25 protein-coding genes are annotated in these 26,256 nt (G+C 62.4%); 14 read left to right on the forward strand and 11 right to left on the reverse strand.

Annotation, left to right across the window (positions count from 1 at the left end; genetic code table 11):
- Window positions 1–132: 132 nt before the first annotated feature.
- Window positions 133–1,254, forward strand: coding sequence for a beta-ketoacyl-ACP synthase III (locus tag L6D80_RS00575; RefSeq protein WP_054901967.1), 1,122 nt, complete (start codon window positions 133–135; stop codon window positions 1,252–1,254).
- A gap of 102 nt (window positions 1,255–1,356) precedes the next feature.
- Here the strand turns inward: L6D80_RS00575 and L6D80_RS00580 are convergent, their stop codons facing one another.
- Window positions 1,357–2,601, reverse strand: a complete 1,245-nt coding sequence (locus L6D80_RS00580; RefSeq protein WP_054901966.1) for a putative porin — start codon at window positions 2,599–2,601, stop codon at window positions 1,357–1,359.
- Window positions 2,602–2,861: 260 nt separating this feature from the next.
- Between L6D80_RS00580 and L6D80_RS00585 the strand changes: the two genes are divergently transcribed.
- Window positions 2,862–3,989 carry a GNAT family N-acetyltransferase gene (locus L6D80_RS00585; RefSeq protein ID WP_176513355.1) on the forward strand — a complete coding sequence of 376 codons (1,128 nt, stop codon included), beginning with the start codon at window positions 2,862–2,864 and terminating at the stop codon, window positions 3,987–3,989.
- A gap of 81 nt (window positions 3,990–4,070) precedes the next feature.
- Here the strand turns inward: L6D80_RS00585 and L6D80_RS00590 are convergent, their stop codons facing one another.
- From L6D80_RS00590 to L6D80_RS00605, 4 genes are all read right to left on the reverse strand, one after another.
- Window positions 4,071–5,903, reverse strand: coding sequence for an ABC transporter ATP-binding protein (locus L6D80_RS00590; protein ID WP_054901965.1), 1,833 nt, complete (start codon window positions 5,901–5,903; stop codon window positions 4,071–4,073).
- Between the two features lie 62 nt (window positions 5,904–5,965).
- Complete coding sequence (locus tag L6D80_RS00595) at window positions 5,966–6,523, reverse strand: peptidylprolyl isomerase (protein ID WP_054901964.1); 558 nt, start codon at window positions 6,521–6,523, stop codon at window positions 5,966–5,968.
- Complete coding sequence (locus tag L6D80_RS00600) at window positions 6,517–7,329, reverse strand: alpha/beta fold hydrolase (protein ID WP_054901963.1); 813 nt, start codon at window positions 7,327–7,329, stop codon at window positions 6,517–6,519. The genes L6D80_RS00595 and L6D80_RS00600 overlap by 7 nt, the downstream gene beginning before the upstream one ends.
- A gap of 13 nt (window positions 7,330–7,342) precedes the next feature.
- Window positions 7,343–8,266: a LysR family transcriptional regulator gene (locus tag L6D80_RS00605; protein ID WP_054901962.1), complete on the reverse strand. Its 924-nt coding sequence runs from the start codon at window positions 8,264–8,266 to the stop codon at window positions 7,343–7,345.
- 48 nt (window positions 8,267–8,314) lie between these two features.
- Here L6D80_RS00605 and L6D80_RS00610 point away from each other — a divergent pair, with 48 nt between their 5' ends.
- The 4 genes from L6D80_RS00610 to L6D80_RS00625 all read left to right on the forward strand — a co-directional run bounded on the left by L6D80_RS00610 (window position 8,315) and on the right by L6D80_RS00625 (window position 11,312).
- Window positions 8,315–8,629, forward strand: a complete 315-nt coding sequence (locus L6D80_RS00610) for a 3-phosphoglycerate kinase (RefSeq protein ID WP_176513356.1) — start codon at window positions 8,315–8,317, stop codon at window positions 8,627–8,629.
- 108 nt (window positions 8,630–8,737) lie between these two features.
- Window positions 8,738–9,337: an FMN-dependent NADH-azoreductase gene (locus tag L6D80_RS00615; RefSeq protein WP_054901960.1), complete on the forward strand. Its 600-nt coding sequence runs from the start codon at window positions 8,738–8,740 to the stop codon at window positions 9,335–9,337.
- 162 nt (window positions 9,338–9,499) lie between these two features.
- Window positions 9,500–10,375 carry a carboxylate/amino acid/amine transporter gene (locus L6D80_RS00620; protein ID WP_054901959.1) on the forward strand — a complete coding sequence of 292 codons (876 nt, stop codon included), beginning with the start codon at window positions 9,500–9,502 and terminating at the stop codon, window positions 10,373–10,375.
- A 1-nt stretch (window position 10,376) separates the two neighbouring features.
- Window positions 10,377–11,312 carry an AEC family transporter gene (locus L6D80_RS00625; protein ID WP_054901958.1) on the forward strand — a complete coding sequence of 312 codons (936 nt, stop codon included), beginning with the start codon at window positions 10,377–10,379 and terminating at the stop codon, window positions 11,310–11,312.
- Window positions 11,313–11,431: 119 nt separating this feature from the next.
- On the opposite strand, the gene L6D80_RS00630 is transcribed toward L6D80_RS00625, so the two are convergent.
- Window positions 11,432–12,718: a mechanosensitive ion channel family protein gene (locus tag L6D80_RS00630; protein ID WP_176513358.1), complete on the reverse strand. Its 1,287-nt coding sequence runs from the start codon at window positions 12,716–12,718 to the stop codon at window positions 11,432–11,434.
- 105 nt (window positions 12,719–12,823) lie between these two features.
- Here L6D80_RS00630 and L6D80_RS00635 point away from each other — a divergent pair, with 105 nt between their 5' ends.
- Complete coding sequence (locus L6D80_RS00635) at window positions 12,824–14,185, forward strand: DEAD/DEAH box helicase (RefSeq protein WP_176513360.1); 1,362 nt, start codon at window positions 12,824–12,826, stop codon at window positions 14,183–14,185.
- 57 nt (window positions 14,186–14,242) lie between these two features.
- On the opposite strand, the gene L6D80_RS00640 is transcribed toward L6D80_RS00635, so the two are convergent.
- Complete coding sequence (locus tag L6D80_RS00640) at window positions 14,243–14,515, reverse strand: hypothetical protein (RefSeq protein ID WP_054902832.1); 273 nt, start codon at window positions 14,513–14,515, stop codon at window positions 14,243–14,245.
- Between the two features lie 137 nt (window positions 14,516–14,652).
- Between L6D80_RS00640 and L6D80_RS00645 the strand changes: the two genes are divergently transcribed.
- Together L6D80_RS00645 and L6D80_RS00650 are read left to right on the forward strand one after the other, a co-directional pair.
- Window positions 14,653–15,048 (forward strand): hypothetical protein, encoded by a 396-nt coding sequence (locus tag L6D80_RS00645; protein WP_054902831.1) that lies wholly within the window; start codon window positions 14,653–14,655, stop codon window positions 15,046–15,048.
- A gap of 106 nt (window positions 15,049–15,154) precedes the next feature.
- Window positions 15,155–16,081, forward strand: a complete 927-nt coding sequence (locus L6D80_RS00650; protein ID WP_176513362.1) for a DMT family transporter — start codon at window positions 15,155–15,157, stop codon at window positions 16,079–16,081.
- A 61-nt stretch (window positions 16,082–16,142) separates the two neighbouring features.
- Here the strand turns inward: L6D80_RS00650 and L6D80_RS00655 are convergent, their stop codons facing one another.
- Complete coding sequence (locus L6D80_RS00655) at window positions 16,143–17,315, reverse strand: YbfB/YjiJ family MFS transporter (protein WP_176513365.1); 1,173 nt, start codon at window positions 17,313–17,315, stop codon at window positions 16,143–16,145.
- 106 nt (window positions 17,316–17,421) lie between these two features.
- Here L6D80_RS00655 and ptrR point away from each other — a divergent pair, with 106 nt between their 5' ends.
- Together ptrR and L6D80_RS30065 are read left to right on the forward strand one after the other, a co-directional pair.
- A complete protein-coding gene (gene ptrR, locus L6D80_RS00660) occupies window positions 17,422–18,315 on the forward strand; it encodes a putrescine utilization regulator PtrR (RefSeq protein ID WP_176513366.1) in 894 nt (297 codons plus the stop codon).
- Between the two features lie 124 nt (window positions 18,316–18,439).
- Window positions 18,440–18,568, forward strand: a complete 129-nt coding sequence (locus L6D80_RS30065) for a PA1414 family protein (RefSeq protein WP_256215799.1) — start codon at window positions 18,440–18,442, stop codon at window positions 18,566–18,568.
- 83 nt (window positions 18,569–18,651) lie between these two features.
- On the opposite strand, the gene L6D80_RS00665 is transcribed toward L6D80_RS30065, so the two are convergent.
- On the reverse strand, window positions 18,652–20,031 hold the full coding sequence (locus tag L6D80_RS00665; protein WP_054902827.1) for a sodium:solute symporter family protein: 1,380 nt from the start codon (window positions 20,029–20,031) through the stop codon (window positions 18,652–18,654).
- A gap of 169 nt (window positions 20,032–20,200) precedes the next feature.
- The gene (gene speB / locus L6D80_RS00670) at window positions 20,201–21,151 is read right to left on the reverse strand and encodes an agmatinase (RefSeq protein ID WP_054902826.1); all 951 of its coding nucleotides are present in this window, start codon (window positions 21,149–21,151) and stop codon (window positions 20,201–20,203) included.
- A 222-nt stretch (window positions 21,152–21,373) separates the two neighbouring features.
- On the opposite strand from speB, the gene L6D80_RS00675 reads away from it, so the two are divergent.
- From L6D80_RS00675 to L6D80_RS00685, 3 genes are all read left to right on the forward strand, one after another.
- Window positions 21,374–22,267, forward strand: a complete 894-nt coding sequence (locus L6D80_RS00675; RefSeq protein ID WP_054902825.1) for a LysR family transcriptional regulator — start codon at window positions 21,374–21,376, stop codon at window positions 22,265–22,267.
- A 140-nt stretch (window positions 22,268–22,407) separates the two neighbouring features.
- Window positions 22,408–23,973 carry a methyl-accepting chemotaxis protein gene (locus tag L6D80_RS00680; protein ID WP_176513368.1) on the forward strand — a complete coding sequence of 522 codons (1,566 nt, stop codon included), beginning with the start codon at window positions 22,408–22,410 and terminating at the stop codon, window positions 23,971–23,973.
- 157 nt (window positions 23,974–24,130) lie between these two features.
- A complete protein-coding gene (locus tag L6D80_RS00685) occupies window positions 24,131–24,730 on the forward strand; it encodes a tRNA-uridine aminocarboxypropyltransferase (RefSeq protein WP_054902823.1) in 600 nt (199 codons plus the stop codon).
- A 115-nt stretch (window positions 24,731–24,845) separates the two neighbouring features.
- On the opposite strand, the gene L6D80_RS00690 is transcribed toward L6D80_RS00685, so the two are convergent.
- Window positions 24,846–26,201, reverse strand: a complete 1,356-nt coding sequence (locus tag L6D80_RS00690) for an HlyD family type I secretion periplasmic adaptor subunit (RefSeq protein WP_176513370.1) — start codon at window positions 26,199–26,201, stop codon at window positions 24,846–24,848.
- Between the last annotated feature and the right edge of the window lie 55 nt (window positions 26,202–26,256).

The raw sequence follows: 26,256 nt of genomic DNA on the forward strand, positions 1-26,256 counted from the left end.
TGGCGGCCCTTGTGGGGGCGGGTCACCCGCCCCCGAAGGGCACAGCCTTCGCCCGAGAATTGGCACTAAAGTGCCATTATGCATTTTCCAGCCAACGCCCCGTGGCGGTGGCCTTTGACCAGAGGAACGACCGTGCATAACGTCGTGATCAGCGGCACCGGCCTGTATACCCCGGCCCAGAGCATTTCCAACGAAGAACTGGTGCAATCCTTCAACACCTGGTCGCAGCAGTTCAACCGCGACAATGCCGCGGCCATCGAGCGCGGCGAGGTCGAGCCAGCACCGCTGTCCGATGCGGCGTTCATCGAAAAGGCCTCGGGCATCAAGAGCCGTTTCGTCATGGACAAGGCCGGCATCCTCGACCCACAGCGCATGAAACCGCGCCTGCCCGAGCGTTCCAACGACGAGCAGTCGATCCTGTGCGAAATGGGCGTGGCCGCTGCGCGCCAGGCGCTGGAGCGCGCGGGCCGCACGCCAGCTGATGTCGATGGGGTGATCGTCGCCTGCTCCAACCTGCAGCGCCCGTATCCGGCCATTGCCATCGAAGTGCAGCAGGCCTTGGGCATCCAGGGTTTTGCTTTCGACATGAACGTTGCGTGCTCTTCGGCCACGTTCGGCATCCAGACGGCCGCCAACAGCGTGCAACTGGGCCAGGCCCGTGCACTGCTGGTGGTGAGCCCGGAAATTTGCACCGGCCACCTGAACTTCCGTGACCGCGACAGCCACTTCATTTTCGGTGATGCGGCCACCGCTGTGCTGGTCGAACGCGCCGACCAGGCCACATCGGCGCATCAGTTCGACATCCTGGGGACCAAGCTGCAGACCGCGTTCTCCAACAACATCCGCAACAACTTTGGCTTCCTCAACCGTGCGGCGGAAGAAGGCATCGGTACGCGGGACAAGCTGTTCGTGCAGGAAGGCCGCAAGGTGTTCAAGGAAGTCTGCCCGATGGTCGCCGAGCTGATCGGCAAGCACCTGGCCGAAAACGACCTGCAACCGTCCGACGTCAAGCGCTTCTGGCTGCACCAGGCCAACCTGAGCATGAACCACCTGATCGTCAAGAAGCTGTTGGGGCGTGAAGTGGCCGAAGAGGATGCACCGGTTATTCTCGACCGTTATGCCAACACCAGTTCGGCGGGCTCGGTGATCGCTTTCCACCTCTACCAGGATGACCTGGCCAAGGGTTCGCTGGGTGTGTTGAGCTCGTTTGGCGCGGGGTATTCGATCGGCAGTGTGATCCTGCGTAAACGTTGAGATTGCCGGGGCCGCGCGGCCCCTGTTTTCGCAGACAAAAAAAGGCAGGAAATGCCGGATGGGGTCGGCATTTCCCGCCTGGGTAAAGCACAGCGGTATTGCTTAGAACTTGGCTTCCAGGTCCACCTGCAGCGTATCGACGTCAGCATTGCTGTTCGGCAGGTTCGAGTAGTCGGTTTTGGCCATCAGGTAAGCCGCGCCGAGGGAGAAGTTCTTGTCGATTTCATAACCGACCTTGAACTTGTGACCGCGCGAACCGGTGAAGCCGTTACCGAAGTCCGAATCGGTGAACAGGCTGACCACACCGTTACGCTGTACGTCGCGGTAGTTGTAGTCCAGGCTCCAGGCGCCCACTTTGGTTTTCAGGCCGGCCAGCCAGGCCTTGTCCTTGCCATCGGTGCTTTCGGTGTTCTTGACGAACTGGCCGTAGGCCGACAGCGGGATGGCGAAGCCGGTGAAGTCCACCTGACCGAAGCCTTCCACCAGGTTGAACTCGTCGGTGGTGTTGCCCAGCGAGCGCAGGGCAGCAGAGGCCTTGTCGTTGTCGAAGCCGTAGATGCTGCCACCGACGGTGAGCTTGACGGTATCGGCGACGTTGAACTTGGTGCCCAACTGGCCGTGGTACAGCTGTGCATCGTGCTTGAACTGCACGCCGTCGCCGTCGACGTTGTCCTTCAGGTTGTAGTGACCGACGCTGCCGAACACTTCAGCCGCACCGAGGTTGGTCTTGTAGGTGACGGCCACGCCTTCGGGGTTGATGTCGCTGTCCCAGATGATGTCGCCCATGCTTACCCACGGCTGGTTCATCTTGCCGCCGATCAAATGCAGGTTCGGCACGGCAGTCGGGTGCCAGTCGAGGTAGGCCAGGTCGACCCACAGCGATTTCTTCTCGAAGTAGTTGTCCAGGCTCTGGTTGGTCGAGCGGGCATCGGCGCTGCTGCCGGTGGCCACACGCACGCCGGCGTCCACTTGCGGGTTGATCTCGCTGTAGAAACCGACGCGGGCACGCACGCGCTCACGGTCCTGGTTGCCACTGCGGGAGATCGGGTTGTCGACGTTGACGTCTTCGTAGCGCAGACGCACATCACCCTTGATCTGGGTCTTGGCGGCCCATGCCACTTTTTGTTCGAAAGAGCTCATACGTTCGGACTGAGCTTTCTGGTCGGCCTTTTCCTTGGTTTCTTTTGCCAGGTCGCCTTGCAGTTCGTTGTACTGCGCCTGGTTGATCGAGCCATTGGCGCGGAGCATTTCGAGCAGCTTGGCGTCGACAGCAGCACTGGCCGGAGTACTCAGAGCCAGCATCATGCCGGTGAGGCTCACTCCGGTAAGTGTAGAAACAAGACGCATAAGGTTCTCCCTACTGAAAAAAATTGGGGAGGCTCAGCGCCCGCCCCATGTTGGCATGTCTTCGGAAAGGGCCTGAATAGACAGGTTCTGGGGTTCCGGAAAACAGGCGCAAGTATTGCGAGGGCGAATGACAGAATAATGTCTAATTGGTGGCACTGTTGTTAAGTAATTGAAGCTAAAAGGGCTGGTCAGGTAATCGTCATTTGAGTGACATGCCGCTGTTCCCTGATACTGATGGCTCCATACCGCGAGTCGAAACCGTGACCAGCCTCTACAGCCTTGCCCATTTGCGTGACCTGCCAGCGGCGACCTGGGACGCCCTGGTGCCTGCCGGCCAACCGTTCTTGCAGCATGCGTTTCTCAGCGCCCTGGAAGACAGCGGCAGTGTCGCGCCGGCCACTGGCTGGGCGGCCGAGCACCTGGTGCTGGAGCGCGACGGGCAGGTGCGTGCGCTGTTGCCCGCCTACCGCAAGTGGCATTCGTTCGGTGAGTACGTGTTCGATCACGGCTGGGCCGATGCCTGCGAGCGCGCCGGTATCGCCTATTACCCCAAGCTGCTCGGCGCGGTGCCGTTCAGCCCGGTCAGCGGCCCACGCCTGCTGGCGACCGACCCTGCCGACGCGCTGCTCGTGCTCCAGGCCCTGCCCGAATACCTTGGCAAAGGCGGGCTCTCCGGGGCGCATATCAACTTCACCGACCCGGGCCTGGATGCACAGATGACCCAATCGCCGGGCTGGATGGAGCGTTTGGGGTGCCAGTTCCACTGGCGCAACCAAGGCTACCGCGACTTCCAGGACTTTCTCGACACCTTGAGCTCACGCAAGCGCAAGCAGATGCGCAAGGAGCGTGAGCAGGTGGCCGGGCAGGGCATCGATTTTCGCTGGTACCGGGGCGATGAACTGGATGAGGCGCAGTGGGATTTCGTCTACCTGTGCTATGCCAACACCTACGCGGTGCGCAGGCGCACGCCGTACCTGACCCGCGAGTTCTTCAGCCTGCTGGCCGAGCGCATGCCCCAGGCGCTGCGGGTGGTGATGGCTCGGCAGGGTGGACGAGCGGTGGCCATGGCCTTGAGCCTGGTGGGGGGCGACAGCCTGTTTGGCCGTTACTGGGGCAGCCTGGACGCGTTCGACCGGCTGCACTTCGAAACCTGCTTCTACCAGGGCATGGACTTTGCGATTGCTGAACGATTGCAGCGTTTCGATGCCGGCGCGCAGGGTGAGCACAAGTTGATTCGCGGGTTCGAGCCCGTGCTGACGCGGTCGTGGCATTACCTGCTGCACCCGGGGCTGCGGCGCGCGGTGGAGGACTTTCTGCATCAGGAACGGGAAGGGGTTAGGGCGTATGCCGAAGAGGCGCGGGGGATGTTGCCTTACCGTCGGGATTGAGAGCCTGTTTGCGTGTTGGCCCCTTCGCAGGTGGCCCCCACACCACTGCCGTTGAGGGCAGCGGTGGGGGCCGGTGACGTGTCAGTCGACGCCGACGAAGCCGCCGGTCTGGTGATGCCACAACCGGGCATACAGCCCTTGCTGAGCCAGCAGTTCGCTGTGGCTGCCGCTCTCCACGATGTGGCCCTTGTCCAGCACCACCAGCCGGTCCATGCGGGCGATGGTCGAGAGGCGGTGGGCGATGGCGATCACTGTCTTGCCCTGCATCAGCGTCTCCAGGCTCTCCTGGATCGCTGCTTCCACCTCCGAATCCAGCGCTGAGGTGGCCTCGTCCATGATCAGGATCGGTGCGTTCTTGAGCAGCACCCGGGCGATGGCGATGCGCTGGCGCTGGCCGCCCGAGAGCTTGACCCCGCGCTCGCCGACATGGGCATCGAAACCGGTGCGCCCCTGGGCATCGGACAACTGCGGGATGAACTCATCGGCCCGTGCACGGCGTACTGCTTCATGCAGCGCTGCCTCGCTGGCGTCGGGTCGGCCGTACAGCAGGTTGTCGCGGATCGAGCGGTGCAGCAGCGATGTGTCCTGGGTGATCATGCCGATCTGCGCTCGCAGGCTGGCCTGGCTCACTTCGGCGATGTTCTGCCCATCGATCAGGATGCGCCCGCCCTGTACGTCATAGAGGCGCAGCAACAGGTTGACCAGGGTCGACTTGCCAGCGCCGGATGGGCCGATCAGGCCGATCTTCTCCCCTGGGCGTATGTCCAGGTTCAGCCCCTCGATCACGTTGCCGCCTTTTCCGTAATGGAAGTCCACATCATCGAAACGCACGGCGCCGCGGCTCACCTTGAGCGCTGGGGCCTGGGGTGGGTCGGTGACAGTCACCGGCTGGGCAATGGTCTGCAAACCGTCCTGGACCATGCCGATGTTCTCGAAGATGCCGTTGACCACCCACATGATCCAGCCGGACATGTTGACGATACGGATCACCAGGCCAGTGGCCAGGGCGATGGCACCCACGGTGATCATCGACTGGGTCCACAACCACAGCGCCAGGCCCGTGGTACCCACCACCAGCAGGCCGTTGAGCGTGGTGATGACCACGTCCATGCTGGTGATCACCCGCGAGGCCAGCTGGGTTTTTTCGGTCTGTTCGCTGATCGCCTCACGGGCATACTGCTGCTCGTAGTCGGTGTGGGCGAACAGCTTGAGCGTCGCGATGTTGGTGTAGCCATCGACGATGCGCCCCATCAGTTTGGAGCGGGCGTCGGACGAGATCACCGAGCGCTCCTTCACCCGTGGCACGAAGTAGAACAGCGCGGCGATGTAGCAGACGATCCAGGCCAGCAGCGGCAGCATCAGGCGCCAGTCGGCCTCGGCGAACAGCACCAGCGAGGTGATGGCGTAGATCAGCACATGCCACAACGCATCCACCGCCTGCACTGCGGAATCACGCAGGGAGTTGCCAGTCTGCATGATGCGCTGGGCGATTCGCCCGGCAAAATCGCTCTGGAAGAAGTTCAGGCTCTGCTTGAGCACGTAGCTGTGGTTCTGCCAGCGGATCAGGCTGGTCATGCCGGGGTTGATGGTCTGGTGCACCAGCAGGTCGTGCAGGCCAAAGAATATCGGCCGCAGCAACAGGACCACCACCAGCATCCAGATCAGCTCGCCGCTGTGTTCGCTGAAAAAGTTGGCATTCGGGGTGCCCTGGGCCAGGTCGATGATGCGGCTCAGGTAGCTGAACATCGCCACCTCAATCAACGAGGCAACCAGGCCAACCACCAGCAAGGCGAGAAAGCTCGGCCAGACCTGACGCAGGTAATACAGGTAGAACGGCCACACCTGGGTGGGCGGCGACTCGCTGGGCGCGTCGCGGAAGATATCGATCAGTTGCTCGAAACGGCGGTAAAGCATGGGTGACAACACTCCTGTTCTACCCGGCCCCAGGCGGACTCACATCCCTGTGCAGCCTGCGGTCAGTCGATACGTTTGGCAGACTTGATGAACACCGGGTCGGCGGGTACATCGCGCATGCCTTTCTTGATGGTGGTTGGCGAGTTGACGATCTGGTCGACCACCTCCATGCCCTTGGTCACTTTGCCGAATACCGCGTAACCGGCATCGCGGCCTGGGTTGAGGAAGTCGTTGTCGGCCACGTTGATGAAGAACTGGCTGGTGGCCGAGTTCGGGTTGGATGTGCGCGCCATGGACAAGGTGCCGCGGGTGTTCTGCAGGCCATTGCTGGCCTCGTTGCGGATCGGCGCCTTGGTGTCTTTCTGCACCATCTGCTCAGTGAAGCCTCCGCCCTGGACCATGAAGCCTGGGATCACGCGGTGGAAAATGGTGTTGTTGTAGAAACCGCTGTCGACGTACGCGAGGAAGTTCTGGGTACTGATCGGCGCCTTCTCGGCATTGAGCTCGATTTCGACCTGACCAAAGCTGGTGTCCAGCAGCACGTGAGGGGTCTTGTCGGACGCCATGACGCTGGTGGCGAAGGCGACCGAGCAGGCGGTGAGCAGAAGTTTTTTCAGCATGGGCTCAAAGATCCTTGAGAGGTGGATGCGGCTGCGAGGAATTGCAACAACGTCTGGTTGAAGACCTCGGGTTGATCGAGGGGTGTAGCGTGCCGGGAATCGTCGATGACTACCAGCCTTGCCTGGGGCATCAGGGCAACATAACGCGCTTTGAGTTGTACCGGCGTGTAATCGTGGTCGGCGGCAATCACCAGCGTGGGACAGCGAATCTGCCCGATGCGTTCCTGCACGCCCCAGTCGACAATGGCGTCGAAGCTTCTGAGGTAGGCGCGCTTGTCATTGCGTGCCCAGCGCTGCGCCATCTTTTGCCGCAGTTCGGTTTGCTCAGGCTTGGGGAACAGCCGTTCGGCCAGGCCCTTGCCGACCGTTTCGACACTGAGGATACGCGCCAGGCCCCAGCGTTTGGCCCACCAGAGCCAGTCGCTGCGGCTGCGGCGCTTGACCTCGGGCGCGCTGTTGACGATGCACAGACTGCGCAGCCATTGCGGATGATCGACAGCGAACTGAAAACCGACCATGCCGCCCATGGACAGCCCGACCAGGTGCACCGGGCCGGTTTGCAGGTGCTCCAGCAGGGCCAGCAGGTCCTCGCTGAAAGTGGCGATGTGGTAACCGTCGCGAGGCTTGTCGGAGCGGCCGTGGCCGCGGATGTCCATGAGGATCACCCGGTAATGGCGGCTCAGTTCGGGTAGCTGCAGCTCCCAGTCCTGGCTGCTCGAACCCAGGCCGTGCAGCAGCACAACGGGTTCGCCGTGGCCGTATTCCTGATAATGCAGTGAGCATCCTTCATGTTCGAAATAGGCCATGGGCGCGGTCCTCTCAGGCTTGTGGGGGGGCTGCGAAGGGCACGTCCAGTGGCGCGGTGTCGAAATTGCGCAGCAGGTCGATGAGAATCTGCGTGGCCGGGCCCAGGGTCTTCTCTTTGCTGGAGTAAAGGTAGAACAGGGGATGGCGGCTGCCACCCTGGTCCAGCGGCAGTGGCTTGAGCACACCCTCGCGCAGCTCGCGTTCGATCATGTGCCGCGGTAGCCAGGCGAAGCCCAGCCCGCTGCTGACGAAGGTAGTGGCGGTGCCCAGGCTGCCGACTGTCCAGCGTTGTTCGGCGCCGAGCCAGCCGACATCGCGTGGCTGGGCGCGCCCGGAATCGCGGATCACTACCTGCAACTGGCTTTCCAGGTCCTGGAAAGTGATCTCCCGGCCCAGGCGGTGCAGGCTGTGCTCGGGGTGAGCGACGGCGACGAATTCCACCGCGCTCAGTTCGCTGCCCAGGTAGCCGCCGATGCTGTAACTGCTGATGGCAAGGTCGGCGATGCCTTCGTGCATCACCTCCTCGACACCGGACAATACCTCTTCACGCAAACGCACCCGGCACCCGCGACTCTGCGGCATGAACGCGGCCAGGGCGCGCACCAGGCGGGCGCTGGGGTAGGCGGCATCGACCACCACGCGCACCTCGGCCTCCCAGCCTTGCTCCATGTGGTGGGCCAGGTCCTCGAGCTGGCTGGCCTGCTTGACCAGGTGGCGCGAGCGACGCAGCAGCACGTTACCCGCCTCGGTCAGCACCGCCTTGCGGCCATCGATGCGCAGCAACGGTACGCCCAGTTGCTCCTGCATCCGCGCTACGGTGTAGCTGACCGACGACTGCGACCGGTGCAGGGCCTCGGCGGCCTGGGCAAACCCCCCGTGATCCACCACTGCCTGCAGGGTTCGCCACTGATCCAGGGTTACGCGCGGCGCTTTCATCTTTGGCTCCTGTTGTCCTAAGCTGCGCTCTTTCAAGGAGAGCGCCCCATGAAGAAATGTTGTGCGGCAATACTGATGTGCCTGCCCCTGGGAGCCATGGCTTACCCCATCGATGTGCAGAAGGAACTGGCCGGGGTCAAGCTGGACTACACCGCCTACGACACCGCTTACGATATCGGTGCCATTACCCTGAACAACTATGGGCAAGTGCCGGCGGCCTGCAAGGTGACGTTCCGCAACGGCCCCGAGGCGCCACGGGTACGCCGGGTGAACGTACCGGCTGGTAAAAGCGTGGACGTGACGGCCAAGTTCAACCGGCAAATCATCAAGCTGCGTATCGCCCTCGATTGCAAAGCCGATTAAAACGAATTAATCGATAGATTGAACCCACTTTTTACGCTTTTTTATCGATAGGTCAAGCCTTAATCTCACCTCCATCGAATCGCACCCTATTTGCCGATGGAGGCACCCATGTCCCGCGTACTGATCATCGAAAGCAGCGCACGCCAGCAGGATTCCGTATCCCGTCAGTTGACCCGAGACTTCATCGAGCAATGGCGCGCGGCGCACCCTGACGATGAAATTACCGTGCGCGACCTCGCTGTGACGCCTGTACCGCACCTGGATGCCCACCTGCTGGGCGGCTGGATGAAACCGCAAGCGCAGCGCAGTGCTGCCGAACGGGATGCTCTGGCCCGCTCCAACGAATTGACCGATGAGCTGCTGGCGGCCGATGTGTTGGTGATGGCAGCGCCGATGTACAACTTCACCATTCCGAGCACGCTCAAGGCCTGGTTGGACCATGTGCTACGGGCCGGCATTACCTTCAAGTACACGCCCACCGGACCGCAAGGCCTGCTGACCGGAAAGCGCGCCATTGTGCTGACTGCCCGTGGCGGCATCCATGCGGGCGCCACCAGTGACCATCAGGAACCGTACCTGCGCCAGGTAATGGCCTTCATCGGCATTCACGATGTGAATTTCATCCACGCCGAAGGCCTGAACATGAGCGGTGATTTCCATGAGAAAGGCCTGAACCAGGCCAAGGCCAAGCTGGCCGCAGTGGCCTGAGCCCAAACCAATTCCCAACCCTGACACCTGTTGCTCCTTTGGGTGTACCTGCCCGGCCTCGATGGCCGGGTTTTTTTTGCCTGTGTGGCCGCACATTCCTCATGGTTGAACAGATTGCCCGCAACCCGCTAAGGTCGCGGCCTTGTTTTACGAGAGACAACCATGGGCTACCTGATAATCGTCGCGCTGATCCAGGCGTTTTCCTTCAGCCTGATCGGCGAGTACCTGGCGGGCCACGTCGACAGCTACTTTGCCGTGCTCGCACGGGTGCTGCTGGCGGGCCTGGTGTTCCTGCCACTGACGCGCTGGCGCCAGGTCGAACCGCGCTTCATGCGCTCGATGCTGCTGATCGGCGCACTGCAATATGGCATTACCTACGTCTGCCTGTACCTGAGCTTCCGTGTGCTGACGGTACCGGAGGTGCTGTTGTTCACCATCCTCACACCTTTGCATGTAACCCTTATCGAAGATGCCTTGAACCGCCGCTTCAACCCTTGGGCGCTGCTCGCCGCACTGGTCGCGGTAGCGGGTGCGGCGGTGATCCGTTTTGACAGCATCAGCGGTGACTTCTTCATCGGCTTCCTGCTGCTGCAACTGGCCAACTTCACCTATGCCGCCGGGCAGGTGCTGTACCGCCATCTGGTCGCGCGCAACCCCAGCGACCTGCCGCACTACACGCGCTTTGGCTACTTCTACCTGGGGGCGTTGCTGGTCGTACTGCCGGCCTTCCTGCTGTTCGGCAACACCCAGCACCTGCCGAGCACCGAGGTACAGTGGCTGGTGTTGCTGTTCCTTGGCTTGTGCCCGACGGCGCTGGGGTTGTACTGGTGGAACAAGGGCGCCTGCCTGGTATCCGGTGGCACGCTGGCGGTGATGAACAACCTGCATGTGCCGGTGGGCTTGCTGCTCAACCTGCTGATCTGGAACCAGCACGAGCCATTGGGGCGGCTGTTCATCGGCGGGGCGATCATCCTGTGCTCGGTGTGGTTGAGCCGCCTCGGTAGCCGTACTGAAGCACCGCTGACCCACAAGGCTTGATATGCACACCATTTTCGTCATCGTTGCCCCGATCTTCGCCTTGATCCTGGTCGGTTACCTGTGCCGCCGGGCCAACAAGCTCGGTGACAAGGCTGCTGCCGAGATCAACAAGATGGTGGTCTGGCTGTGCCTGCCGGCCTTGTTGTTCAAGGTAACGGCCACCGCGACCTGGAGCGAGGTCTGGCATCCGGGGTTCATCGTGGCGTTTGGAGTGGGGGCGCTGGCGATGTTCGTGGTCACCCTGGCCTGGCGGCTGTTCAGTGGCCATGGCCTGGTGGCGGCGAGCATCGACGGGCTCAGCGCGGGTTATGCCAACACCGGCTATATCGGTATTCCCCTGTGCCTGCTGCTGTTCGGCCAACCGGGGCTGCAGCCGGCGTTGATTTCGTCGTTGATCGTGGTGTGCCTGGTGTTCGCGATTTCGCTGACGTTGATCGAGATCGGCTTGCAAGAGGAGCGGCAGATAGGCCGTGCGGTGCTGGTCGTGAGCAAGGCGCTGGCGAAGAACCCGTTGGTGATTTCGCCGGTGGTCGGGGCTGCCTGGGCCATGTTCGGGTTGGGGCTGGCCGAGCCGGTACTGCATTTTCTCGACATGCTGGCGGTGGCCACCACGCCTTGCGCGTTGATCTCGCTGGGCGCTTTCCTGGCAGAGAAGCGCCCTGGCGCCCAGGCCAGCCCCTGGCCATTGGTGGCGTTGAAGCTGGTGGGGCAGCCGGCGCTGACATGGGTGCTGGCGTTCAAGGTGTTCAGTTTGCCGACGATGTGGGCGGCCTCGGCGGTGCTGCTGGCGGCGCTGCCGACGGGGACCGGGCCGTTCATGTTGGCGGAGTACTACAACCGAGAGGCGGGGCTGATTTCGCGGACCATCCTGTTGTCGACGGTGGCGTCGCTGGTGACCTTGACCGGTTTGTTGTACCTGCTGGGTTATGCGGGGTAGGTGAGGGCCCATTCGCGGGGCAAGCCCGCTCCCACAGGTTCTCTGCCAATCCCAGGGAGGGCCCCCCCTGTGGGAGCGGGCTTGCCCCGCGAATGGGCCGCAAAGCGGCCCCAGCACTCTCAAACCTCGCTCAATTCTTCCAAACGGTGCGGCACGCGCCCCGCCAACCCCACCCGCATGTCATTGCCACTCGGCTGCTGATACAAGCTCAAGCCAAACTCCGGCAACACCGCCAGCAGGTAATCGAAGATATCCCCCTGAATCCGCTCGTAATCCGCCCACACCGTGGTGGTGGTAAAGCAGTAGACCTCCAGCGGAACCCCTTCGGCCGTGGTCTGCATCTGCCGAACCATGCAGGTCATGCCCGAATGGACATCAGGGTGATTCTTCAGGTACGCCAGGGCAAAGGCACGGAAGGTGCCGATGTTGGTCAGCTTGCGGCGGTTGGCCGCCAGCTCCGGCACCGGCCCCAGCGCCTCGTTCCAGGCCTGCAGCTCCTGGCGCTTGGTGGCCAGGTAGTCGCCCAGCAGGCGCACCTGGCTTAGGCGCTGTTCTTCCTCGCGGGTCAAAAAGCGCACGCCCGCGGCGTCGATGAACAGGCTGCGCTTGATGCGTCGCCCGCCCGACTGCTGCATGCCGCGGTAATTGCGGAACGACTCGCTCATCAGGCGCCAGGTAGGGATGGAAACGATGGTTTTATCGAAGTTCTGCACCTTCACCGTGTGCAAGGTGATGTCGACCACGTCGCCATCGGCGCCGACCTGGGGCATTTCGATCCAGTCGCCGACGTGCAGCATGTCGTTGCTGGTCAGCTGCACGCTGGCGACAAACGACAGCAAGGTGTCCTTGTACACCAACAGCAGCACCGCGGACATCGCGCCCAGACCCGACAGCAGCAACAGCGGCGAGCGGTCGATCAGGGTGGCGACGATGACGATCAAGGCGAAGATCCACAGCATCATCTTGGCCAGTTGCACATAGCCCTTGATCGAGCGGGTGCGGGCGTGTTCGGTACGTGCATAGATGTCCAGCAGGCCATCGAGCAAGCATGACAGCGCCATGGTCATGAACAGCAGGGTGAAGGCCAGCGCAACATTGCCCAAAAAGTGCTGGGCGGTCTCGGACAGCTCCGGCACCAGCTTGAGCCCGAACTGGATGACCAGCGACGGTGTAGTCTGAGCCAGGCGATGGAAAACCTTGTTATGGCGCAGGTCGTCGAGCCATCGAAGCGCGGGCTGGCGGGCCAGCAGGCGGGTTGCGTGCAGTATCAGAAAGCGTGCCAGGCGGCCGATCAGCAGGGAAATCAGCAGCAATACGGCCAGGCCCAGTGCGGCGTGGAGCATGGGGTGTTGATCGAGGGTGCCCCACAGGTCGAGGCTGTCACGCCAGATTTTTTGTATATCCATGAGCTTCAGAACGGTCTTTGCTTGCGAAACGAAGGCCCATTAGAGCGCGGATGGCGACAAAGTTGCCAAAAGAAATTCGGCTCCGGCGGCAGAAAACGTTACCCTATGCCACTGAATTTCCCGCACTTGCCTGAGGTTACCTCCGTGTTCTCCCAATTCGCCCTGCATGAACGCCTGCTTAAAGCCGTGGCCGAGCTTAAATTTGTCGAGCCAACCCCGGTGCAGGCCGCGGCCATCCCCCTGGCCCTGCAAGGGCGTGACCTGCGTGTGACGGCGCAGACCGGCAGTGGCAAGACGGCGGCCTTTGTCCTGCCGTTGCTCAACCGTCTGGTCGACCTGAGCGGCCCGCGTGTCGAGATCCGCGCGCTGATCCTGCTCCCTACCCGCGAGCTGGCCCAGCAAACCCTCAAGCAAGTGCAGCTGTTCTCGCAGTTCACCTACATCAAGTCGGGCCTGGTGACCGGCGGTGAAGACTTCAAGGAGCAGGCCGCCATGCTGCGCAAGGTGCCGGACGTGCTGATCGGCACCCCGGGCCGCCTGCTGGAGCAGCTCAATGCTGGCAACCTGGACCTCTCCCACGTCAAGGTGCTGATCCTCGACGAAGCCGACCGCATGCTCGACATGGGCTTTGCCGAGGACATGGAGCGCCTGTGCAAGGAATGCGAACACCGCGAGCAGACCTTGCTGTTCTCGGCCACCACCGGTGGTGCGGCTCTGCGCGACATGATCGGCAAGGTGCTCAAGGACCCCGAGCATCTGATGCTCAACAGTGTTTCGCAGCTGGCCGAAGGCACCCGCCAACAGATCATCACCGCTGACCACGACCAGCACAAAGAACAGATCGTGCAGTGGCTGCTGGCCAATGAAACCTTCGACAAGGCGATCATCTTCACCAATACCCGCGCCCTGGCCGACCGTATCTACGGTCACCTGGTGGCCAAGGACGTGAAGGCCTTCGTGCTGCACGGCGAGAAGGACCAGAAGGACCGCAAGTTGGCCATCGAGCGCTTCAAGCAGGGCAGCTCCAAGGTACTGGTGGCCACCGACGTGGCAGCCCGTGGCCTGGACATCGACGGCCTGGACCTGGTGATCAACTTCGACATGCCACGCAGCGGCGACGAGTATGTGCACCGTATCGGTCGTACCGGCCGTGCCGGGGGTGAAGGCCTGGCCATCTCGCTGATCACCCATAATGACTGGAACCTGATGTCCAGCATCGAGCGCTACCTCAAGCAGCAGTTCGAGCGTCGGGTGATCAAGGAAGTCAAAGGGACTTACAACGGGCCGAAGAAGGTCAAGGCGTCGGGCAAGGCTGCCGGCACCAAGAAGAAGAAGGTCGAGAAGAAAACCGGCGACAAGAAGGCCACCGCCAAGCGCAAGCCCACTGCCAAACCGAAAGCCAACGCGCCCCTGACCAGCTCCGATGGCCTGGCGCCGCTGAAAAAGCGCAAGCCTGCAGCCGAGTAATGGCCTTGCCAGGCCCTGTCGTCGGCTTGCCGGCGACAGGGCCAACACCACCCCACATCAGTCAGCTTTCTTCTGCGCCTCCTTCAGTTCCTTGATCCGCTTGTCGATCAACTGACACTTGTCGGGCAGGTCCTTACTCGCCGTCCCCAGCTCCATCCCCTGGAGCTCGTCATTGATCTCCTTGGCTTTTTGCGGGTTCTGTTCGGTCAACTGGCTCACCAGCCCGGCCAGTTCTTCACGTTTCTGGGTTGCCTCTTCTGGGGTGCATGCCCAGGCGGGCAGGGCGCAGAACAGGGCGGTCGCACAGGCGATGCGCAGTAGCGGTTTCATCCTTTTCACCTCCAGCGGTGGCTATGCGTGGTGGAGGTTTTTGCACGCCGGGAAGTTCAGAATTTTTCGGAACGCTCCTCGCTGCCGCCGTGTCCCAAGCTGTGTACCCCACGCGTCCACAGCAAGAGGCCATGACCATGAGCATCACTTACGACTGGGACCTGATCGAGCGCTTGTTGCACGAAGTGCAGAATGGCGCCGACCACAGCTTCACGCCACGCCCCTATGCCGAACAACATGCCGCCGCGATGGCCTCCGAGGGTCAACCGGTGGGGGATGTAGACCACCTTAAAACCCGCGCCTGCGAGTATGAGAAGCTGCTGTTCGAACGTGGCTTCATCGAAACCCGGCCCCCAGAAGAGGGCGGCAATGGCGAAAATTTCGTGCTCACACCGCGTGGTTCACGGCTTTTGAGCCTGCTCGACAGGAGTATCCCAGGCGATACACACCCCCGCGAGGTGCTCAATGAGCAGGAGGATCCACTGGACGAGGCCACGTTCGATAAGGTCTCGTCCAAGGCACAGATCGCTTGAGGTCGTTTTGAGGCTGGCACGGGCAGGCAAGGAAAACCGATAATCGGGTTTCTTTGAACACTGCCGAGCCTTGTCCGATGCCATTGACCACCCAGGAGGGCCGCTCATGACCGCGGCCCGCAAGAACCCCGATGCTTTCGCCTTCCAGGTCATGCTGGGGCTATGCCTGATCTGGGGCTGCCAACAGGTGCTGATCAAGACCGCCGCAGTGGATATCGCCCCAGTGATGCAGGCGGCCCTGCGCAACGGCATCGCCGCCGTGCTGGTGGGGCTGATGATCTGCTGGCGGGGGGGCTGGGGCCAGGTGGGCAGCACGTGGCGCGGCGGGTTGCTGGCGGGCGGTTTGTTCGGCCTGGAGTTTTTGTTCATTGCCGAAGGGCTGAAGCTGACCTCGGCGGCGCACATGTCGGTATTCCTCTACATCGCACCGGTGTTCACTGCGCTCGGCCTGCATTTCATGTTGCCCAGCGAGCGTCTGCGCCTGTTGCAGTGGCTGGGTATCCTGCTGTCGTTCGGAGGGATTGCCACGGCCTTTGCCGGTGGTCTGTCGTTTGAGCAGATGGATGGGCGAATGCTGCTGGGCGATGCCTTGGGTGTGCTGGCGGGCCTGGCCTGGGGGGCGACTACAGTGGTGGTGCGTGGTTCACGGTTGTCCGAGGCACCGGCCACGCTCACCCTGTTTTACCAGCTGGCGGTCGGTTTTGGTGGTTTGCTGCTGATTGCCTTGCTCAGCGGGCAGATCGGTGCGGTGGTATGGACGCCGCTGGCAGTGGGCAGCGTGCTGTTTCAGGGCATCGTGGTGTCATTCGTCAGTTACCTGACCTGGTTCTGGCTGCTGCGTAAGTACCTCGCGTCGAACCTGGCGGTGTTTTCGTTCATCACACCGTTGTTCGGTGTGACGTTTGGGGTGCTGCTGCTGGATGAGCCGCTGAGCGTGAACTTCGTGCTGGGAGCGGTGATGGTTTTGCTTGGTGTAGTGCTGGTGAGCGCCGAGCCGTGGGTGAAGCAGCAGTTACGCCGGCTCGTAGGGTAGAGAGTGTGTAACGGCCCTGTCGCCGACTTGTCGGGACAGGGCCGCACTGATCAACCCGCGTTCACGAAGCCACCCGGCCCGCAACCTCGCAAGCCTGGGTGCTGCGAGTACGGGTAAGCACCAACGCGCCCGCCACGCCCAGCCCCGCTGCAGCCAGCACCAGCGCCGGCTGCAGGCTGCCACTGTAATGGTTGCTCAGCGCCGCCAGCAAAGGCCCGCTTAGCTGTCCGAGTGCAAAACAGGCGGTCAGCAACCCGGCATTACGCTGCGTCGCATGGGGCGCCAGTTCCCGGGAGCGCTGCATCACCAATTGCATGCAGGCCAGGAATGGCGTGCCGCACAACACGACGCCCAACGCCAGGCCAATGCCGCCGCCCATCAGGCAAGCCAGCACGCCCAAGGCCTGCAGCCACAAGGTGGCGGCCAGCCATGCCGAGGTTCGGCCGGCACGCCGTGCACTCACTGCCAACACACCTAAAGCCGCAGCCAGGCCAAAGGCTGGCCAGAACAGGTCGGCGGTCCAGCTACCGCGCATCTGCTGGTTGGCCATCTGCGACAGGAACGTGGCCGGCAGGATGTAACCCACACCATACAAGGCATACACCAGGCCAAGGCGGCCAATGCCAGCGCTGCGCGTCGCCCCTTGTGGCGCGGGGCTGGGTGCCACGGCGGGCTCCAGCGCCTTGGGCAGCCATGGTTGCGTGGCCAGGAGCAGCACCAGCGCGGCGCCGGCATACACCAGCCACAGCGCCGCCGAGCCCAGGCCCAGCAGGTGCGCACCCAGTGCCAGCAAACCGGTGAGGGCGATGCCTAGGCCAGGGCCGGCAAACACCATGGCGCCCAGTTGGGGGCGGTTGTGGGCAGTGGCCACCTGTTGGCTGAGGCTGGTGATCATCACCAGCACCCAGGCACTCGCCACACCAGTACCGAAGCGCAGCAGCAAGTGGCCCCAGAACCCGTCAGCGGCGGCGCTGGCCAAGGTCAGCAGCACGCAGAGCCACAGGCCGCCCAGCAGCCGAAGCCTGACCTGGGCTGGCGTGCGGGCGAACATGGCATCCGCCGCACCAATGAAGTAACCCAGGTAGTTAGCGGCGGCGACCAGCCCGCCAGCCGTCAGGTCGAACTGACCCTCTGCAAGCATGTGCGGCAGTTGCGGGGTAAGGGCGAAGCGGCCGATACCCATGGCCATCATCAAGGCCACGGCGCAGGCCAGCAATTGTACGAGCGGTGACATGAGAACACTCCTGCACGGTGTAAGCGGATAGATGGCAGGTTAAGAGGCTTTTGTTTTCAATAAAATTGAATAATGATGATGAAGTTGTTCTGTTTTGGAGAAAGCCATGGAGTTCAGCCAACTGCGTATCTTCCAGGCTGTTGCCGAGGAGGGTTCGCTCACCCGGGCCGCCGAGCGTTTGCACCGGGTACCTTCGAACCTGTCCACGCGCTTGCGCCAGCTTGAGGAGCAATTGGGCGTCGAGCTGTTCCTGCGTGAACGCCAGCGCCTGCAGCTTTCGCCTGCGGGCAAGGTACTGCTGGATTACGCCAACCGGCTTGCCGCGCTTCGTGACGAGGCCGTTGCGGCAGTGCAGGGTGGCCAGCCGGCCGGCGATTTTGTGCTTGGCACCATGTACAGCACGGCTGCCATTCACCTGCCAGCGCTGCTGGCGCGCTACCACCAAGCTTACCCGGCGGTGAACCTGCAGGTGCAGGCGGCACCCAGCGGCGAGCTGCTCGAGGGGGTGCTTGGCCATCGTCTCGATGCCGCGCTGGTGGATGGGCCTCCTAGCCTAGCCGGGCTGGACGGCGTGCCCTTGTGCGACGAACAACTGGTGCTGATCACCAGCCCTGAACACCCAGCAGTGCACAGCGCCCGGGATGTCGCGGGCAACGCTGTGTTCACGTTTCGCCAGGGCTGCTCTTACCGTATGCGCCTGGAGGCCTGGTATGCCCATGCCCATACACCGATGGGGCGGGTAATGGAGATCGAGTCGTATCAGAGCATGCTGGCCTGCGTGATCGCCGGCGCTGGGGTAGCGATGATGGCGCAGTCGATGCTCGACAGCCTGCCTGGGCGCGATCGGGTGCGTGCCCATCGTTTGCAGGCACCGTTCGATCAGGCCGTCACCTGGCTGATGTGGCGACAGGGTATGCGTGGCGCAAATTTGCAGGCGTGGATCGAGCTGCAACAAAGCGAAACGATTAACCAGCCGTCGGAATGCGCCGTTTCCGCTTGATCCGCGTCAAACTCGCCCTTATCTGTAAGAACAAGGGCATGCGTAATACAGGACATAGGGCTATGATCTGTATGAAACATCTCAGGATTGATTGACCGTGAGGCTGACCCGTCAAGGGGGCACTATGAAAAACCAAATGTTCAACTGGCTCCATGACTTGGCTGTCGCGCTGGGGCTGATACCTCCACCCCTGCAGCCGGTGCCGATCCCGACTGATGAAGAGCAGCGCAAGCGCCAACCGCGTCGCCGCTGAAACAGAAAGGCCGCCGCATCAGTCATGATGCAGCGGCCTTTTTTTGATGCTGGTTGATGTCTGTCGTTGCAGACGCTGATGAATCAGGCCAGCTTCACGGCACCCACTGTCTTGCGCGACAGCACGCTCACCACCACGAAACTCACCAGACCAATCGCCAGGCTGTAGTAGATCGGCGTATTGGCATCCAGCCCATCCTTGAACATGAAGAACAGCGCGGTGGCAAAGCCCAGCGACATGCTGGCGATGGCCCCTGCGGTGGTCGCACGTTTCCAGAAGATGGCGCCGATCAGCGGGATCAGCATGCCGCCGACCAGCAGGTTGTAGGCCAACGTCAGGGCGCTGATCACATCGTTCACCGCCAGGGCAATGCCCAACACCACGAGGCCAGTGAGCAGGGTGAACAGGCGGTTGATGCCCAGGCTCGACTGCTTGCCGCCGCGTAGCTTGGGCAACAGGTCTTCGGTCAGGGTGGTGGAGGCAGCCAGCAGGCCGGCACTGGCCGTCGACATCATCGCCGCCAGCGCCGCCGCCATCAGCAGGCCGCGGATGCCCTCTGGCAATTGGCTCTTGATCATTTCGGCGAAGGCATTGTTCGGGTTGGCCAGGTCGGGCATCAGCACGTGTGCGGCCATGCCGATCAGCGCACAGGCCAGGCCGTACAGCACGCAGTACACACCGGCGGTGGTCCCGGCGCGCTGGCAGACTTTTTCGTCACGGGCGGTGAACACCCGCTGCCAGATGTCCTGGCCGATGAGAATGCCGAAGAAGTAGATCAGGAAGTAGGTGATGATGGTGTCCCAACCGATGGTGGTCCAGTTGAAGCTGGCCGCCGGCAGCTTGGCGACCAAGGTGTCCCAGCCGCCGGCCTTGTACAGGCACACCGGCAGCAGGATGAACATCAGGCCCACGGTCTTGATCACGAACTGGACAATGTCGGTGAGTGTCAGCGACCACATGCCACCGATGGTCGAGTAGATCACCACCACGCCACCGCCCAGCAGCAACGACATCCAGAACGGCAGGTCGAGCAGCACTTGCAGCACAGTGCCCATGGCCAGGGTCGACGTCACGCCGATCATCAGCGCGTAGGCGAGCATGATGGCGGCACTGGCCTGACGTGCCATAGGGTTGTAGCGCCGCTCCAGCACCTGGGTCACGGTAAAGATCTTCAGGCGCAGCAGGGGTTTGGCGAGGAACAGGTTGAGGGCGATGATCCCCAGGCCCAGCGCCGCGCAGAGCCAGAAGCCAGAGATGCCATGGACATAGCCCAGGCGCACGGTGCCGACGGTGGAAGCGCCACCGAGCACGGTGGTGGCCATGGTGCCCATGTACAAGGTCGGGCCCAGGTTGCGCCCGGCCACCAGGTAGTCTTCGTGGGTCTTCGCACGGCGCATGCCATACCAGCCCAGCCCGAGCATGCCGATGGCATAAATCATTACAACGATGATGTCCAAGGCCATTGGGGGTCTCCCGATTATCTTTATTATGGCGAGATCGACCGCTCGGGCGTTCTCACGGTGCCCGGCGGTCTTGTCTTGTGTTGGCGGGCCTCAGTGGCCCTCCCAGATGGCTCCTGCCAGGGGTACAGCGATCAAGCAGTGCTCCTGCACCGGGGCGGTGCGGGCTGGTTCAGCGGCGCACGACGCCTGGCAGCACGCAAAGCATCTCGAACAACAGGTTGGCACCGAGCAGCGAGGTGTTGCCGGTGGTGTCGTAAGGCGGGGAGACTTCGACCAGGTCACAGCCGATCAAGTCCAGGCCGTGGCAGCCGCGAATGATCTCCATCGCCTGGATAGTGGTCAAGCCGCCGATTTCCGGGGTGCCGGTGCCTGGTGCCCAGGCCGGGTCGATGCCGTCGATGTCGAACGACAGGTAGACCGGGCCGCCGCCGACTTTTTCGCGCACTTCGGCCATCAACGGTTCCAGCGATTTATGCCAGCATTCTTCGGCCTGCACCACGCGAAAGCCCTGGCGACGGCTCCAGTTGAAGTCGTCGGCGGTATAGCCCTGGGCACGCAGGCCGATCTGCACGACGCGGTCGCAATCGAGCAGGCCTTCTTCCACGGCGCGGCGGAACGTGGTGCCGTGGGCGATCTTCTCACCGAACATGTGGTCGTTGACGTCGGCGTGGGCATCGATGTGCACCAGGCCGATCTTGCCGTGCTTCTTGTGCAGGGCCCGCAGGATGGGGAGGGTAATGGTGTGGTCGCCGCCCAGGGTCATTGGGATGACGTTGTGCTCGACGATTTCATCGTAGGCCTGCTCGATGATGCGCACGGCGTCGAGCAGGTTGAAGGTATTGATCGCGACGTCGCCGATGTCCGCCACCGATAGCGAATCGAACGGGGCGGCACCGGTGGCCATGTTGTACGGGCGGATCATTACCGACTCGGCGCGGATCTGCCGTGGGCCGAAGCGGGTGCCGGAACGCAGCGACGTGCCGATGTCCAGGGGGACGCCGATGAAGGCGGCGTCCAAGCCTTGGGCGCTTTGCAGGTGGGGAAGGCGAAGCATGGTGGCGATGCCGCCGAAACGCGGCATTTCGTTGCCGCCCAGTGGTTGATGGAGAACTTTGTCCACGGTGGGCCTCATCAGTCGGTCGATTATTCTGTTTGTTCGAACCTGTGCCGCCGCGCGCCTCCAGTGTGGTCATGCCGGCGGGCAGGGACATTTCGGTCAAGTCTGCTCAAGGTAGTGCGTGGGAAAAATCGCTACCGGCAAATACTTACTTCAGGATTTTCTGAACTAACCAACGCGGAGCGGTTAGACTGCGCGCAAATAACACTGCGGAACCGTTGCACCATGGCCTCGACCTTGCCCGACCTGAAACTGCTGCGCATCTTCGTCAGCGTGGTGCGCCACCAGGGCTTCGCCAATGCCCAGCGTGAGCTCAATCTGTCGACGTCCGCCATCAGTACCTACATGAGCCAACTCGAAGGTGCGCTGGGTATCGTGTTGTGCCATCGAGGGCGCGGCGGTTTCAGCCTGACCAGCAAGGGCGAGTTGTTTCACCAGGAAACCTTGCGGCTGCTCGCTGAACTGGATGGTTTCGAACAATACGCCGCTGCGCTCAAGGGCGAATTGCGTGGCACGCTCAACCTTGGGGTAATCGATTCCACGGTCGGCGACCGGGCGTTGCCATTGGCTGAGGCCATTGGCGCCTACAGCCAGGAACACCCAGCAGTGCATTTGCACCTGTCGGTATCGAGCCCTTATGAGTTGCAACTGGGTGTGCAGGACAACCGCCTGGATTTGGCGATCGGTGCGTTTTCTTCGCGCATGAGTGGCCTGTTGTATCAACCGCTGTACCGTGAACAGCATTGGCTGTATTGCAGCAGCCGTCACCCGTTGTATGCCGAGCGACGTATTCCGGAACCTGTGGTGACCCAGCAGCGCATGGTCGGGCGGGGTTACTGGAGCCAGGCGGAGCTGGCCCGGCATGGCTTCAAGCACAGTGCGGCGACGGTGGAGAGTATGGAGGCGCAATTGATACTGATTTTGTCAGGCGCTTACATCGGTTACCTGCCCGAACACTATGCCCAGGCCTGGGTCGACAAGGGCGATCTGCGGGTGCTTTCTCCGGCTACTTTCGGCTATCAGGCGCCATTTTCGTTGATCATTCGCCGTGGCCGCAGTCGCGAGCCGCTCATCCAGACTTTCCGGGACTTGCTTAAAAGCCAACTCAACGTGGGATGAAACACAGGGCGTTTCGCCCATTTTGTCGGGATGGGCGGTTTTCCTACAGAAGCTCACCTGCTTTGCGCATGGAGCTCTGCTAAACCTCTACTTGTTTTGGTGATTTTCCCTTCATCCAGACAAGCAAAGGATTGCCCAAGATGCGCCTGAATATGCCCGTCACTGAGCACGAGAGAACCTTCTCCAGCGAGCAGCGCCTGATCTCCACCACGGACCTCAACAGCCGCATCACCTATTGCAATGATGCATTTGTGGCGATCAGCGGATTCACCTACGACGAGTTGATTGGCCAGACCCACAACCTGGTGCGCCACCCGGATATGCCACCTGCCGTGTTCGGCCACATGTGGGACACCATCAAACAGGGCAAACCTTGGATGGGGGTGGTGAAGAACCGTGCCAAGAATGGCGACTTCTACTGGGTCAGTGCCTACGTCACGGCGATTTACGAAAATGGCCGTATCAGTGGCTATGAGTCGGTGCGTTCGGTGCCAACCCGTGAGCAGATCCGCCGTGCCGAAGCACTCTACCGGCGTTTGCGTGCCGGGCGCTCGGCCGTGCCTTGGGCCGCGCGCCTGACGCATGGTCTGAGCCAGGGGTGGCCATTGATCGGCGCTGGCGTGCTGTCGGCCGCCGGCTATCTTGGGTTGCCACCTTATGCGGCTCTGGGCACGCTGATGGCCAGCCTGCTGGTGGCGTGGTACCTGATCGAACAGCGTCAAAGTCAGGCAATCCGCCGTACCCTGGGCGAGCATCCCAAGGCCTTCACCAGCCCGCTGGTGGCGCTGACTTACAGTGACAATCCGGGCCTGCGTGGCCAGCTTGACCTGGCGATCATCAGCGAGGAGGCGCGCTTGCAAACGGCGTTGACGCGGTTGGTCGACGCCGGTGTCGGGGTCAAGTCGCGGGCTGCACAGTCCGCCGAGCTGTCTGGCGCCCAGGCGCAGATGCTCGATCGCCAGCGCAGCGAAACCGAACAGTCGGCCACGGCCATTGCGCAAATGGCCGCGACCATTCAAGAGGTCACCCATAACGTGCAGAGCACCGCCCATGCCGCCGGCGATGCCGACCAGCTTGCCCAGCAGGGCAGTGCGCTGGCGCAGCAGAGCCTGAAGGCGATGGACAGCATGAGCGAGGCCGTCAGCGATATTGGCCAGGCGGTCAATGCCCTGGCCGAGCAGACCCAGTCGATCGGTAGCGTGGTCGACACCATCACTTCGATTGCTGAGCAGACCAATCTGTTGGCACTCAATGCTGCGATCGAAGCGGCGCGGGCAGGGGAGCAGGGCAGAGGCTTTGCGGTGGTGGCCGATGAGGTGCGCTCACTGGCACAGCGCACACGTTCCTCCACCGAAGAGATTCACCAGATCATAGCCTCCCTGCACGCAGGCGCTGAGCGGGCGGTGAGCACGGCAACCCGTGGCGAACAGATCTCCCGGGACAGTGTGCAGCGTGTCGAGGCGGTGCAGGCGGCCCTGGCCGGGATTGCCCAGGCGGTCAGCCGGATCACCGGCATGAGCCAGCAGATGGCGACCGCATCGGAGCAGCAGAGCCATGTGGCCGAGGACATCAACCAGCAGATCGTGCGCATCGCCCACCTGTGCGACGAGACGGCGGGGCAAGCCAAGCAAGGGGCTGAAATCAGCCAGGACCTGGAGCGCATGGCCGAGTATCTGCATAGTTTGGCGCAGCGGTTCAACCGCTGATGGGCGCTGACGAAACACCTGTGGGAGCGGGCTTGCCCCGCGAAGCGCCGCGCGGGCGGCGCTCGATCCCACAGGCACCATCAATTCACCGACAAGCACCCACACGCTCCCCGCGCTCGCCAACCCTATGGCAAACTCCCCGGCCAAGGAGAACCCCATGCCCAGACCCCGCTGCGAGCGTTGCCAGCGCCCGCTCGATCACTGCCTTTGCCCACTGATCCCCTCGCTCGCCAGCCGCACCCGCGTGGTCCTGCTGCAGCACCCCAGTGAAACCTCACACGCCCTGAATACCGCACGCCTGGCTGCCCTTGGCCTGGTCAATGCCGAGTTGCGTATTGGCGAAGTGTTCGAAGACCTTGGCGAGTTGTTGCAGACCCCAGGCTACCGGCCCGCGTTGCTGTTCCCCGGCGACGAAGCCCAGGTGCTGACACACTACGGCGCAGCGGACGACGAACCCTTGCTGTTGATCGTTCCCGACGGCACCTGGCGCAAGGCGCGCAAGTTGCTGTACCTCAACCCGCTGCTCGAGGCGCTGCCCAGGGTGACGCTGGCGCAGCTGGCACCCTCACGCTACCGCTTGCGCAAGGCGCCTGAGCCGGGGGCGGTGTCGACCCTCGAGGCGGTGGTGCAGGCATTGAATGTGCTGGAACAGCCAGCGTGTTTCGATGCGTTGCTGCGGCCGTTCGAGGCATTGATCGAGGGGCAGATCAGGGCCATGGGGGTTGAGACGTTCGAACGTAATCACGGTCAAGGCTAAGGGGCGGTAGGCCTCTTTCGGCCTCAAACCCACGCCAAAGCTACGGCGCCGCGCTCGCGAACAACGGTGGGACTTCTGGCAGCGGCTTGCCGGCGATAGGGCCGCAGATGCCCCTTCAGCGCTCGCGCAGTGCTTCGGTCCGGGCCTTGAGCACCGGCTTGAGCAGGTAATCCAGCACACTCTTCTGCCCGGTGATGATGTCCACGGTGGCCACCATCCCCGGAATGATCAGCAGCGGCTTGTTATCCCCACCCAGGTGGTTCTTCTCGGTGCGCACCTGAATCAGGTAAAAGGCATTGCCTTTTTTGTCTGTCACCGTATCGGCACTGATCAACTCAAGCTTGGCCTTCAACCCGCCATAGATGGTGTAGTCATACGCACTGAACTTCACCATCGCCGGCTGCCCCGGGTGCAGGAACGCCACGTCCTGTGGCCGCACCTTGGCCTCGATCAGCAGGTTGTCCTCGATCGGCACGATCTCCACCAGGTCACTGCCCGGCTGCACCACGCCGCCGATGGTGTTGACCTTGAGCAACTTGACGATGCCGCGCACCGGCGACACCACCGTGGTGCGGTTGACCCGATCGTCGATGGCGATGCTGGTGGCGGTGATCTTTGAGAGTTCCGTGCGTTTGTCGTTGAGCTCCTTGGCCGCGTCGGAGCGGAAGCTGGCGTCGGACTCCTGAGTCTTGCTTCTGATCTCCGCCACAGCCGCCTCGGCGCGGGGGATGGCCAGGGTGGTGGCGTTGAGCTGGCCGCGGGCTTCGACCGTGCGCTGCTTGAGGCGCAGGATTTCCACCGGGGAGATGGCGCCTTTGCTCACCAGCGGTGCCGACATATCCAGCTCCTGCTGCAACAGGCCCACGGCCGAGCGGTACTGCTCGACCTTGGAGCGGAATTCGGCCAGCTCCTGGGTTTTTTGCCGCAGTTGCTCATTGAGCGTTTGCTTTTCACTGGCCAGGCGACGCTGACGTGAACCGTAAAGCGACAGCTCGTCTTCGGCTACCTGAGGGGCCTTGGCGCGGACTTCGTCCGACAGCACGAAAGGCCGCCCTTCGGCTTCGGCTGCCAGGCGCTCGACCTGGGCGGTCAGCGCATAGCGATCAGCTTCGCTTTCACCTTTGTTGGATTTGAACCGGGTATCGTCCAGGCGCAGCAGCGTTGCACCTTTTTCCACCATCTGCCCCTCGCGCACAAAGATTTCAGTGACGATGCCCCCTTCGAGGTTCTGCACCACCTGCACTTTGCTTGACGGGATCGCCTTGCCTTCGCCCACGGTCACCTCGTCGAGCACCGCCAGGCTGGCCCATACCAGGGCCACCAGCAGCAACGCCGCCGCCAGCCAGACGGTCAGGCGTGACAGACGAGGGGAGTCTTGCAAGGTGGCGCTGGCCAGCTCCGGCATGTAGTCGCGCTCGGTGTGCCTGGCGGAGCCGCTATGGGGACTGCGTACGCTGTGGCTTGTGGTCATGGCCTAACTCCCACAGGGTTCGTGCCGTAATTTAGGCTGTGCATTTCAAGTGCTT

Origin of the sequence: Pseudomonas ceruminis (assembly GCF_021602025.1) — a bacterium.
GTDB classification, from domain to species: Bacteria; Pseudomonadota; Gammaproteobacteria; order Pseudomonadales; family Pseudomonadaceae; genus Aquipseudomonas; species Aquipseudomonas ceruminis.

Coding starts and splice junctions, on each gene's coding strand:
- L6D80_RS00690 (WP_176513370.1), bottom strand. CDS start 26,201: ATGACCACAAGCCACAGCGTACGCAGTCCCCATAGCGGCTCCGCCAGG.
- L6D80_RS00620 (WP_054901959.1), top strand. CDS start 9,500: ATGGGCTACCTGATAATCGTCGCGCTGATCCAGGCGTTTTCCTTCAGC.
- L6D80_RS00605 (WP_054901962.1), bottom strand. CDS start 8,266: ATGAAAGCGCCGCGCGTAACCCTGGATCAGTGGCGAACCCTGCAGGCA.
- L6D80_RS00600 (WP_054901963.1), bottom strand. CDS start 7,329: ATGGCCTATTTCGAACATGAAGGATGCTCACTGCATTATCAGGAATAC.
- L6D80_RS00635 (WP_176513360.1), top strand. CDS start 12,824: ATGCCACTGAATTTCCCGCACTTGCCTGAGGTTACCTCCGTGTTCTCC.
- L6D80_RS00650 (WP_176513362.1), top strand. CDS start 15,155: ATGACCGCGGCCCGCAAGAACCCCGATGCTTTCGCCTTCCAGGTCATG.
- L6D80_RS00680 (WP_176513368.1), top strand. CDS start 22,408: ATGCGCCTGAATATGCCCGTCACTGAGCACGAGAGAACCTTCTCCAGC.
- L6D80_RS00655 (WP_176513365.1), bottom strand. CDS start 17,315: ATGTCACCGCTCGTACAATTGCTGGCCTGCGCCGTGGCCTTGATGATG.
- L6D80_RS00595 (WP_054901964.1), bottom strand. CDS start 6,523: ATGCTGAAAAAACTTCTGCTCACCGCCTGCTCGGTCGCCTTCGCCACC.
- ptrR (WP_176513366.1), top strand. CDS start 17,422: ATGGAGTTCAGCCAACTGCGTATCTTCCAGGCTGTTGCCGAGGAGGGT.
- L6D80_RS00640 (WP_054902832.1), bottom strand. CDS start 14,515: ATGAAACCGCTACTGCGCATCGCCTGTGCGACCGCCCTGTTCTGCGCC.
- L6D80_RS00610 (WP_176513356.1), top strand. CDS start 8,315: ATGAAGAAATGTTGTGCGGCAATACTGATGTGCCTGCCCCTGGGAGCC.
- L6D80_RS00630 (WP_176513358.1), bottom strand. CDS start 12,718: ATGGATATACAAAAAATCTGGCGTGACAGCCTCGACCTGTGGGGCACC.
- L6D80_RS00615 (WP_054901960.1), top strand. CDS start 8,738: ATGTCCCGCGTACTGATCATCGAAAGCAGCGCACGCCAGCAGGATTCC.
- L6D80_RS00685 (WP_054902823.1), top strand. CDS start 24,131: ATGCCCAGACCCCGCTGCGAGCGTTGCCAGCGCCCGCTCGATCACTGC.
- L6D80_RS00580 (WP_054901966.1), bottom strand. CDS start 2,601: ATGCGTCTTGTTTCTACACTTACCGGAGTGAGCCTCACCGGCATGATG.
- L6D80_RS00625 (WP_054901958.1), top strand. CDS start 10,377: ATGCACACCATTTTCGTCATCGTTGCCCCGATCTTCGCCTTGATCCTG.
- L6D80_RS00590 (WP_054901965.1), bottom strand. CDS start 5,903: ATGCTTTACCGCCGTTTCGAGCAACTGATCGATATCTTCCGCGACGCG.
- L6D80_RS00675 (WP_054902825.1), top strand. CDS start 21,374: ATGGCCTCGACCTTGCCCGACCTGAAACTGCTGCGCATCTTCGTCAGC.
- L6D80_RS30065 (WP_256215799.1), top strand. CDS start 18,440: ATGAAAAACCAAATGTTCAACTGGCTCCATGACTTGGCTGTCGCGCTG.
- L6D80_RS00645 (WP_054902831.1), top strand. CDS start 14,653: ATGAGCATCACTTACGACTGGGACCTGATCGAGCGCTTGTTGCACGAA.
- L6D80_RS00665 (WP_054902827.1), bottom strand. CDS start 20,031: ATGGCCTTGGACATCATCGTTGTAATGATTTATGCCATCGGCATGCTC.